The following is an 11,373-nucleotide window of genomic DNA, read 5'->3' as shown; positions in this document are numbered from 1 at the left end:
ATGAAACTTGCAAACATCGTTTTATGCGCGGGTTTCGCAGCCCTTGCCGGCGCCTGCGCACAGCCTGCCCCCGAGGCGGAGAACCTGACCCGCTGGGTCGATCCGAAGATCGGGACGGGCGGTCACGGACACGTCTTCGTCGGGGCCAACGTCCCGTTCGGCCTGGTGCAGGTCGGACCCACGAGCATCCCGCAGGATTGGGACTGGTGCTCGGGATACCATGAGTCCGACTCGACGGTCATCGGATTCTCGCACACCCACCTTTCGGGTACCGGCATCGGCGACCTGTTCGACGTGACGGTGATGCCCGTCGTGGGTGAGGTGACCTGTGCCCGCGGTGTGGAGGAGGATCCGCAGTCGGGCCTCTGGTCCTATGCCGACCGCTCGAAGGAGGTGGTCGAGCCGGGCTACTACTCGGTGCCGCTGTCCCGTTACGGCATCACGGCCGAGATGACCGCCACGTCGCGCGTGGGCCTGCACCGCTATACGTTCCCCGCCTCGGACGATGCGGCCGTGGTGTTCGACCTCGAGAACGGCGGCTGCTGGGACAAGGCCACCGAGACGGGATTCACCTTCTCGGAGGACAGCACGCGCATCAGCGGGTGGCGCTATTCTACGGGCTGGGCGAGGGATCAGAAGGTCTACTTCGTGGCCGAGTTCTCGAAGCCGGCAAAGGGAATCACCTACCTGCAGCCGGGAGAGCTGGATGACTCCAAGATGCCCCGGATCGCGGCCCGCTATGCCCGCGTGGATTTCGACATGGCGGAGGGCGAGCAGCTGCTCATGAAGGTGGCCCTGTCGCCCGTGAGCATCGAAGGCGCCGAGGCCAACCTCGAGGCGGAGCTCCCCGGATGGAACTTCGAGGCGACGAGGCTGGCCGCCGACAAGGCCTGGAACGACGAACTGTCGAAGGTGCGCGTCGAGACGGCGGACGATGCCGCCAAGCGTATCTTCTACACGGCGCTCTACCACACGATGGTGGCTCCGTCGGAGTTCTGCGACGCCAACGGCGATTACCGCGGTGCCGACGGGCAGGTGCGCCCGAATCCCGGATACAAGACCTACACGACCTTCGCGCTGTGGGATACCTACCGCGCGGCGATGCCGCTGATGACGATCCTCCACCCGGAGAAGATGCCCGACGTGATCAATACGATGCTGGCCATCGCCGACGAGCAGGGCCGCCTGCCGGTATGGCACCTCTGGGGCAACGAGACCGACTGCATGGTGGGCAACCCGGGCATTCCCGTGGTGGCCGACGCCATCGTCAAGGGGATCGGGGGCTTCGACCGCGAACGCGCCTTCGAGGCTTTGGTCAAGACCGCCATGAACGAGGAGCGCGGCAACGGCCTGCGCATGAAATACGGTTACATCCCCTGCGACCTGTTCAACGAGGCGGTGGCCTACGACATGGAGTATGCCCTGGCCGACGGGGCCGTGGCGCGTGCCGCCGAGGCTCTCGGCAAGAGCGAGGAGGCGGCCCGTTTCACCGAGCGCAGCCACTCGTACCGTCACTACTTCGACCCGACGACGGGCTTCATGCGCGGCCGCGACTCGAAGGGAGGCTGGCGCACGCCGTTCAACCCCTTTGCCTCGACGCACCGCGCCGACGACTACTGCGAGGGCAACGCCTGGCAGTATACGTGGCTCGTGCCGCACGATGTCGAGGGGCTCGCGGCCTGCTTCGGAAGCCGTGAGGCGATGATCGCCAAGCTCGACTCGCTCTTTACGGTCAGCTCGGTGGTCGAAGGGGCCGAGACTTCGCCCGACATCTCGGGTCTGATCGGACAGTATGCCCACGGCAACGAGCCCAGCCACCACACGCTCTACCTCTACACGATGGCCGGCGAGCCGTGGAAGACCGCTGACAAGGTGCGCGAGGTGCTCACGACACTCTACCACGACCGCCCCGACGGCCTGTCGGGCAACGAGGACGTGGGCCAGATGTCGGCCTGGTATGTCCTCTCGTCGCTTGGATTCTACGAGGTCGAGCCGGCCGGAGGCCGCTACTGGTTCGGCGTGCCGCTCTTCGACCGTGCCGAGGTGGCGGTGCCGGGCGGCAGCTTTGTCGTCGAGGCGGCGAACAACACCCCGGAGAACCGTTACATCCAGCGTGTGACGCTCAACGGGGCGCCCTACGACAAGCCCTACATCGACTACCGCGACGTGATGGCCGGCGGCTGTCTCCGCTTTGAGATGGGTCCCGAACCGGTCTGCTGGTACACGGTCGGATAGACGGCTGAAACCCTGCGACGCGACGGTCCCTTCCCGGGGATCGCCGCGTCGCTCGAATGGAACCGCAAGCAAACAACATAAATCGTTAATTGAAAAAGATGAAAAAACTCGCAGCGATCGCATCCCTGGCGATGCTTTCGGCGGCCTGCACGGAACGTCCGCAGGCCGAAACCCTGCTGCCGCCCTCGGAGTATGTGACGACTCTGATGGGTACGCAGTCCGATTTCACCCTTTCTACGGGCAACACCTATCCGGCCATCGCTCTGCCGTGGGGCATGAACTTCTGGACGCCCCAGACGGGCAAGATGGGCGACGGCTGGGCCTACACCTACGGGGCGCACACGCTCCGCGGCCTGAAACAGACGCACCAGCCTTCGCCGTGGATCAACGACTACGGACAGTTCTCGGTGATGCCCGTGCGCGGGAACGACAAGCTGGACGAGGAGTCGCGGCAGAGCTGGTTCTCGCACCAGTCGGAGACGGCCAAGCCCTATTACTATTCGGTCTACCTGGCCGACCACGACATCAAGGCCGAGGTTGCGCCGACCGAGCGTGCCGCCATCATGCGCTTCACCTTCCCCGAGAGCAGCGAGAGCGGGGTGGTGATCGATGCCTTCGACCGCGGGTCGGCGATCGAGGTGATCGACGACCGCACCATCGCCGGATACACTACGCGCAACAGCGGCGGTGTGCCCGAGAACTTCCGCAACTATTTCGTGATGACCTTCGACAAGCCCTTCAGCGGCTTCGAGCTGACCGACGCGCCGGCTTCCTACAAACCCGGCAGCAAGGTGCTCTACCCCGAGGGCGGCAAGTCGGTCGAGGGTGACCACGCCGTGGCCAAGGTGCACTTCACGACCGCGCGCGGCGAGCAGGTGAACGTCCGCATCGCCTCGTCGTTCATCTCGCGCGAGCAGGCTTTCCAGAACCTCAAGGAGTTGGGTGACATGGACTTCGATGGGGTGAAGGAGCAGGCCCGCAAGCGCTGGGACGAGGTGCTGGGTGCCATCGAGGTCGAGGGCGGCAGCATCGACCAGTACCGCACCTTCTATTCGTGCCTCTACCGTTCGGTGCTCTTCCCCCGCAAGTTCTATGAGGTGACGGCCGACGGCCAGGTCGTACACTACAGCCCCTACAACGGCGAGGTGCTCCCGGGCTACATGTATACCGATACGGGTTTCTGGGATACCTTCCGTTCGCTCTTCCCGCTGCTCAACCTGGTCTATCCGTCGGTCAATGCCGAGATCCAGGCCGGTCTGGCCAACACCTACCGCGAGAGCGGCTTCCTGCCCGAATGGGCCTCGCCCGGGCACCGCGGCTGCATGGTGGGCAACAACTCGGCATCGGTCGTTTCGGATGCCATCCTCAAGGGCGTGACGCCCGAGGAGGATGTCGAGACGCTCTACGAGGCGATGGCGTCGGGAACCGACAAGGTGCACCCGACGGTGAGTTCGACGGGCCGTCTGGGGCATGAGTACTACAACACGCTGGGCTACATTCCCTACAACGTCGGCATCAACGAAAACGTCGCCCGTTCGCTCGAGTACGCCTACGATGACTGGTGCATCGCACAGGTGGCCGCGAAACTGGGCCGTCCGGCCGAAGAGCAGCAGAAGTGGCTCACGCGGGCGCAGAACTACCGCAACCTGTTCGATCCCGAGACGCGCCTGATGCGCGGCCGCAACGAGGACGGCTCGTTCCAGAAGCCGTTCAGCCCCTACAAGTGGGGCGACGCCTACACCGAGGGCAACGCCTGGCACTACACCTGGTCGGTGTTCCACGACGTCGATGGGCTGGCCTCCCTGATGGGCGGCCGCGAGGCTTTCGCGACGATGCTCGACTCGGTGTTCGTCGTGCCGCCGATCTACGACGACAGCTACTACGGGGCCCGCATCCACGAGATCACCGAGATGCAGGTGGCCAACATGGGCAACTACGCCCACGGCAACCAGCCCGCGCAGCACATGATCTACCTCTACAACTACGCCGGACAGCCCTGGAAGGCGCAGTGGTGGGCGCGTGAGGTGATGGACCGCCTCTACATGGCTCGTCCCGACGGCTACTGCGGCGACGAGGACAACGGCCAGACCTCGGCCTGGTATGTCTTCTCGGCGCTCGGATTCTACCCGGTATGTCCCGGTTCGGACGAGTACATCCTCGGGTCGCCGCTGTTCCGCCGTGCAACGATCCACCTCGAGAACGGGGCCGAGATCGAGATCGACGCTCCGGAGAATGCCCCCGAAAACCGCTATGTCGGTGCAATGCAGCTCGACGGTAAGCCCTGGAAGCACAACTTCCTCCGCTGGTCCGACCTGCGCGACGGCGCCCGGGTGCGTTTCGACATGCAGGCCGAACCGGAGACCGGACGCGGAACCGACGACGGGGCGCTGCCCTATTCGATGAGCCGTTGAAGCTGTCGATAAATTGTCGATAGAATATCTGCCCGGGAATTTTGAAAGTCTGTCGAAAAGCGTTACTTTTGTATCGTTGTTCCGACAGGTAAAATGAATCCGATCTGCGACATAGACCAACGTGAGCGAAAGAGGGAGCAGTGCCGTGCCGCTGTATTCCATTCGTTGTGTCGCGCAGGGCAGATGCAGGGTGTACTGTCCCGTCGAATCGGGGCCTCCGCCTGCGGAGTACTCGGATAAATAGCAGACCGCCATGACCCATTGTGTCGTGGCGGCCTGCTTTTTTCCTTTCCGGGCTTGTGCCCGGGGTGTCGGCGCGGACCGGCGGAGCAACGGGGGTTGGGTGAAACTGAAAAACAAACGATAGCAAATATGAAAGTTGGCGTAATTATGGGCTCGGTGAGCGATTACGAGGTAATGGCCGATGCCGTGGCGATGCTCGAACAGTTCGGCGTCGATTTCGAAAAGAGGGTGGTCAGCGCGCACCGCACGCCCGATCTGCTGTGTGAATATGCCAAGACGGCCCGCGAGCGGGGCATCGGCGTGATCATCGCCGGAGCCGGCGGCGCAGCCCATCTGCCCGGCATGGTGGCGTCGATGACGACGCTGCCCGTAGTCGGCGTTCCCGTGAAGTCGCGGGCCCTGAACGGCCTGGATTCGCTGCTCTCGATCGTGCAGATGCCGGCCGGTGTTCCCGTGGCCACCACCGCGATCAACGGAGCCAAGAATGCCGCGCTGATCGCCGTGTCGATCCTCGCGCTGCAGGATCGCGGGCTGGCCGACAAACTTGATGCCTTCCGCGCCAAACAGACCGCCGACGTCCTGAAAGCCGAACTCAAGTAGCAATGAAGACGATCGGAATTATCGGCGGAGGCCAGTTGGGGCTGATGATCGCGGAACAGGCCCGCTTGCTCGGGGTGCGCACGGTGTGTCTTGATCCGGCGGCCGATGCGCCGGCCGGAGCCGTCTGCGACGACCACATCGTCGGCCGTTTCGACGACCCCGAAGCGGTCGAGGAGCTGTGCCGCCGCAGCGATGTGGTGACCTATGAGTTCGAGAACGTGCCGGGGGAGATCCTGATTCCCCTGTGCGGAAAATACAACATCCCGCAGGGCTACCGGCCGCTCTACGATTCGCAGGACCGGCTGCGGGAGAAGAGCAACGCCCGCGACCACGGGTTGCGCACGCCCCGCTTTGCGGCCGTGGACGACATGGCCTCGCTGCGTGCCGCCGTGGCCGAGATCGGCCTCCCGGCCGTGCTGAAGACCCGCACGCTCGGGTACGACGGCCACGGACAGCAGGTGCTCCGCACGGAGGAGGATCTCCGCAAGGCCGAGCCGCTGCTCGCCGTGCCGTGCATCCTCGAGGAGTTTGTGCCGTTCGATTTCGAGGCCAGCATCGTCATGGTCTCCGACGGCGAGCGGGTCGTCAGCTTCCCCATCGGGCGGAATGTCCACCGCGACGGGATTCTCGACCTGTGTTTCGTCCCCGCCGAGGTCGATGGCGCGGTACTTGCCCGGATGAAGTCCGAGAGCGAGCGTTTCATGCGCGACTGCGGCTACCGGGGCATCCTGGCCATCGAGTACTTCGTGCGGCAGGGGGAGATCTACTTCAACGAGATGGCTCCGCGTCCCCACAACTCGGGCCACTACACGATCGAAGGCGCGACGACCAACCAGTTCCGCGAACTGGTGCGCTATCTGGTCGGCATGCCGCTCGAGGAGCCGCGGCTGGTGGCCCCTACGGTGATGAAGAACATTCTGGGGCAGGACCTCGAAGAGGCCCGCAAGGTGGCGGCCGAGCACCGTCCGGGTGTCTACGTGCACCTCTACGGCAAGAGCGAGAGCCGTCCCAAGCGCAAGATGGGGCACATCACCTTCGTCGGCATGCAGGCCGGGGAGTACGAACGCGACTGGGCGGCCCGTTTTGTCTGACTGGTGTCGCCGGAGTTTTGAGAACCTGAAAATACACATACGAAAACGATGAATACGACCAATTACCGCATCTTTGTGGAGAAACTTCCCCGGTTCCGCGTCGAGGCCGACAGCCTGCGCCGGGAGTTGAACGCCAATCTCAACCTCTCGCTCGGGAGCCTGCGGCTGCTCAACGTCTACGACCTGTTCGGCTTTACGCCCGAACTGCTCGAGAAGAGCCGTTATACGGTCTTCGGCGAGGTGGTGACCGACGAGGTCACCGACACGTGCGATCTCGAGGGGCACAAGTACCTGGCCGTGGAGTATCTTCCCGGACAGTTCGACCAGCGGGCCGCCTCGGCTGTCGATTGCGTCCGTCTGATCGACCCCTCGGCCGACGTGCGCATCCGCTCCGCGAAGCTGCTCGTCTTCGACGATACGGTCAGCGACGAGGAGCTGGCCCGCATCCGCCACTACTACATCAACGCCGTCGAGTCGCGCGAGAAGGACCTCGGCCGCCTCTGCGACATGGAGCAGGCCGAAGTCAAGCCCGTCGAGGTACTCGAGGGCTTCCGCGACATGTCCGACCAGGAGCTCGACGACTTCTGCTCGTCGCACGGCCTGGCAATGAATGCCGACGACCTGCGCGAGGTGGTGACCTACTTCCGCTCTGAGGGGCGCGATCCCTATGAGACCGAGCTGAGGATCCTCGACACCTATTGGAGCGACCATTGCCGCCATACGACCTTCACCACCGAACTCGAGGGAATCACCGTCGAGGAGTCGTTCGTCCGGGAGGAGATCGAGGGTTCGCTGGCGCTTTACCGGCGCATCCGCCGCGAACTGGGCCGCGAGCACAAGAGCATCTGCCTGATGGACATGGCCACGATCGGTGCCCGCTACCTCCGTCAGCGGGGGCTGCTCGACGACCTGGAGGTCTCCGAAGAAAACAACGCCTGCTCGGTCTATGTCGATGTCGATGTGGACGGGCGTACCGAAAAGTGGCTCCTCCAGTTCAAGAACGAAACCCACAACCACCCCACGGAGATCGAGCCCTTCGGCGGTGCCTCGACCTGTCTGGGCGGCGCGATCCGCGACCCGCTGTCGGGCCGCAGCTACGTCTACCAGGCCATGCGCGTCACGGGTGCCGGAAACATCTACCAGAAGGTGAGCGATACGCTCGCCGGCAAGCTGCCGCAGAGCGTCATCTCGAAGAAGGCCGCCGCGGGCTATTCGAGTTACGGCAATCAGATCGGTCTGGCCACGACCCACGTGCGCGAGATCTACCACGACGACTATGTGGCCAAACGCCTTGAGGTCGGAGCCGTGGTGGGTGCCGTGAAGGCCTGCAACGTGCGGCGTGAGCGCCCCGCAGCCGGGGACAAGATCATCATGCTCGGCGGACGCACCGGGCGTGACGGCATCGGCGGAGCCACCGGTTCGTCGAAGGAGCACAACGCCAAGTCGCTCGAGACGTGCGGCAGCGAGGTGCAGAAGGGCAACGCCCCCGAGGAGCGCAAGCTCGAGCGGCTGTTCCGCCGTCCGGAGGTGACGCGCCTGATCAAGAAATCGAACGACTTCGGCGCGGGCGGCGTCAGTGTGGCCATCGGCGAGCTGGCCGACGGCCTGGACATCTACCTCGACCGCGTGAAGACCAAATACAGCGGACTGAACTCCACGGAACTGGCCATCAGCGAGTCGCAGGAGCGCATGGCCGTGGTGATCGAGTCGAAGGATGTCGAGGAGTTCATGCGCTACTGCCGCGAGGAGAACATCGAGGCGGTGCATGTGGCCGACGTGACCTCGACGGCCCGCATGCGGATGTTCAACGGCGACCGCAAGGTCGTCGATCTGAGCCGTGAGTTCATCGACAGCGCCGGCGCGAAGCACTATGCCGAAGCGAAGATCGGTGAGGTCGAGAACCGCGATCCGTTCCGCCGCGACCTCACCGGCGACAGCCTGGCCGAGCGCTTCGCGAACAACCTCCGCGACAACAACGTCGTCTCGCAGCGCGGACTGATCGAGATGTTCGACTCGACGATCGGCCGTTCGACCGTGCTCATGCCCTTCGGCGGCCGCACGCAGCGCAGCGAGACGCAGGTCTCGGTGCAGAAACTCCCGACCGACGGATACACCGATACGGCCAGCATCATGGCCTTCGGATACAACCCCTATGTGGCTTCGTGGAGCCCCTACCACGGTGCGGCCTATGCCGTTGTGGAGGCTGCGGCAAAGGTCGTGGCAGCCGGAGCGCGCTACGACAGGATGCGTTACTCCTACCAGGAGTATTTCGAGCGCATGACGCACAACCCCGAGTCGTGGGGCAAGCCCCTGGCCGCGCTGCTCGGCGCCCTGAAGATGCAGGTCGAGCTCGGCCTGCCGTCGATCGGCGGCAAGGACTCGATGTCGGGAACCTTCCAGCAGATCAACGTCCCGCCGATGCTCATGGCTTTCGGCATCACGACGGTGAATGCCTCCACGGTGATCTCCACCGACCTCAAGGCTCCCGGACACCGACTCTACCTGATCCGCCATACGCCGCGGGAGAACTACATGCCCGATACGGAGCAGCTCAAGCGGAACTTCACCTTCGTGAGCGATGAAATCGAGCGCGGCAAGATCCTGGCCGCCTGGTCCGTGGGCTTCGGCGGTGTGGCCGAGGGCCTGGCGAAGATGGCCTTCGGCAACGAGGTGGGGGCCGAGGTGACGATGGACGAGGCGAAACTCTACGAGTATGCATACGGCTCGATCCTCGTTGAGTGCGAGGGTACGCTCGAATATCCCGCGGCCGAGCAGATCGGTATCACGGTGGCCGATGCGGCCCTGACGGTGAACGGCGTGCGGATGCCGCTCGGAGAGCTCTACCGCGCCAATACGGAGCGTTTCGCCGCGATCTATCCCGACAAGGGTGACAACTCAGCCGAGGTGATGACCTCGACGCCCGCGCCACGCCGTTTCGTCTATCCGGGTGAGGCCACGGAGCACCCGCGCGTCTTCATTCCGGTATTCCCCGGAACGAACTGCGACTACGACACGGCCAAGGCCTTCCGCCGCGAAGGTGCCGAGGTGGTGATGGATGTGCTCTGCAACATCGCCGGCGACGACATCCTCCGCTCGATCGAGCGCATGAAGGAGCAGATCCGCCGGGCGCACATCTTCGTGCTGAGCGGCGGATTCTCGGCGGGAGACGAACCCGACGGAAGCGCCAAGTTTATTGTCAATGTTCTGAACAACAAGGATATCCGGGAGGAGATTCATGCGCTGCTCGACCGTGGCGGACTCATCCTCGGCATCTGCAACGGATTCCAGGCGCTGGTCAAGTCGGGCCTGCTGCCCTACGGACGGCTGGGCATGGTGACCAAGGAGTCGCCCACGCTCTTCCGCAACGACATCAACCGCCACATCTCGCAGATCGTGACCACCCGCGTGGCGACCACCGCTTCGCCGTGGCTGGCCGGATTCGAGTTGGGCGAGCTGCATGCGATCGCCGTAAGCCACGGCGAGGGCAAATTCGTCGTCAGCCGCGAGCTGGCCGAGCAGCTCTTCGCCAACGGACAGGTGGCCTTCCAGTATGTCGGCTCCGACGGGCAGCCGACGGCCGAGGCACCCTTCAACCCCAACGGTTCGTCGTATGCCATCGAGGGCATCATCTCGCAGAACGGTCAGATCCTCGGCAAGATGGGCCATACGGAGCGTTACGAGAAGAACCTCTTCAAGAACATCGCCGGCAACAAGGAGCAGAACCTTTTCCGCAATGCCGTCGATTATTTCCGCAAAAAATAACACGCAAGCAATACGGACCAAAGCACAAAACAAAACAGAAGAAGTACCATGAAACAGCTTGAATTGCTCTACGAGGGCAAGGCAAAACAGGTTTTCAGTACGGACGATCCCGACAAGATCATCATTCACTACAAGGATACCGCCACGGCGTTCAACAACGTCAAGAAGGCGACGATCGAGAACAAGGGCGTGCTTACCAATGCCATCTCGTCGCTGATCTTCCGGGAGCTCGGGAAGGCCGGCGTGGAGACCCACTTCATCGAGAAGCTCAACGACCGCGACCAGCTGTGCCGCCGTGTGGCGATCTTCCCGCTGGAGGTGATCGTGCGCAACGTCATCGCCGGTTCGATGGCCCAGCGCCTCGGCATCGAGGAGGGTACGCAGCCGTCGAACGTCATCTACGACCTGAGCTACAAGCGGGACGATCTGGGCGATCCGCTCATCAACGACCACCATGCCGTGGCGCTGGGTGCCGCGACCTACGAGGAGCTGGACCGGATCTACGAGATGGCGGCCCGGATCAACGAGGTGCTCAAGGGGCTCTTTTCCCGGATCAATATCAAGCTCGTGGACTTCAAGATCGAGTTTGGTCGCACGTCGGACGGACGCATCGTCCTGGCCGACGAAGTGTCGCCCGATACGTGCCGTCTGTGGGATGCCACGACCAACGAGCGGCTTGACAAGGACCGTTTCCGCCGGGACCTGGGCCGGATCCGCGAGGCTTACGAGGAGATTCTTGCACGTTTAACGAAAATTACCGAATAGACGATGATGGAGTTGGTTCAAGACCGCGAGTTGCATGAGGAGTGCGGCGTGTTCGGCATCTTCGGGGTGCCCGATGCTGCGTCGCTGACCTATTACGGCCTCCACGCACTGCAGCATCGCGGACAGGAGGGCGCCGGAATCGTGGCCGTGGACAACGGCACGTTCCGCCGCATCAAGGGCAACGGCCTGGTTACCGAGGTCTTCAACGAGGAGAAGCTCGCTACGCTGCGCGGCGACATGGCCATCGGCCACGTGCGCTACACGAC

6 protein-coding genes and 1 pseudogene are annotated in these 11,373 nt (G+C 63.6%); all 7 read left to right on the top strand.

Going from position 1 to position 11,373, the window contains the following annotated elements:
• The gene (locus QZL63_RS00800) at positions 1-2,235 is read left to right on the top strand and encodes a GH92 family glycosyl hydrolase (RefSeq protein ID WP_022307452.1); all 2,235 of its coding nucleotides are present in this window, start codon (positions 1-3) and stop codon (positions 2,233-2,235) included.
• Positions 2,236-2,333: 98 nt separating this feature from the next.
• Positions 2,334-4,646, top strand: a complete 2,313-nt coding sequence (locus tag QZL63_RS00795; protein ID WP_022307451.1) for a GH92 family glycosyl hydrolase — start codon at positions 2,334-2,336, stop codon at positions 4,644-4,646.
• A gap of 372 nt (positions 4,647-5,018) precedes the next feature.
• Positions 5,019-5,489, top strand: a complete 471-nt coding sequence (gene purE, locus QZL63_RS00790) for a 5-(carboxyamino)imidazole ribonucleotide mutase (RefSeq protein WP_290585362.1) — start codon at positions 5,019-5,021, stop codon at positions 5,487-5,489.
• Positions 5,490-5,491: 2 nt separating this feature from the next.
• Positions 5,492-6,580 (top strand): 5-(carboxyamino)imidazole ribonucleotide synthase, encoded by a 1,089-nt coding sequence (gene purK / locus QZL63_RS00785; RefSeq protein WP_022307449.1) that lies wholly within the window; start codon positions 5,492-5,494, stop codon positions 6,578-6,580.
• Between the two features lie 48 nt (positions 6,581-6,628).
• Positions 6,629-10,342 carry a phosphoribosylformylglycinamidine synthase gene (locus QZL63_RS00780; RefSeq protein WP_022307448.1) on the top strand — a complete coding sequence of 1,238 codons (3,714 nt, stop codon included), beginning with the start codon at positions 6,629-6,631 and terminating at the stop codon, positions 10,340-10,342.
• Between the two features lie 48 nt (positions 10,343-10,390).
• Complete coding sequence (purC, locus tag QZL63_RS00775) at positions 10,391-11,107, top strand: phosphoribosylaminoimidazolesuccinocarboxamide synthase (protein ID WP_022307447.1); 717 nt, start codon at positions 10,391-10,393, stop codon at positions 11,105-11,107.
• Between the two features lie 3 nt (positions 11,108-11,110).
• Positions 11,111-11,373: pseudogene (locus tag QZL63_RS00770) on the top strand (amidophosphoribosyltransferase); the annotation flags it as partial.

The sequence above is a fragment of the Alistipes sp. CAG:268 genome (genome assembly GCA_000434235.1).
GTDB classification, from domain to species: domain Bacteria; phylum Bacteroidota; class Bacteroidia; order Bacteroidales; family Rikenellaceae; genus Alistipes; species Alistipes avistercoris.
The sequence above is the reverse complement of the archived record's forward strand: the minus strand, read 5'-3'. Positions and strand labels throughout refer to the sequence as shown.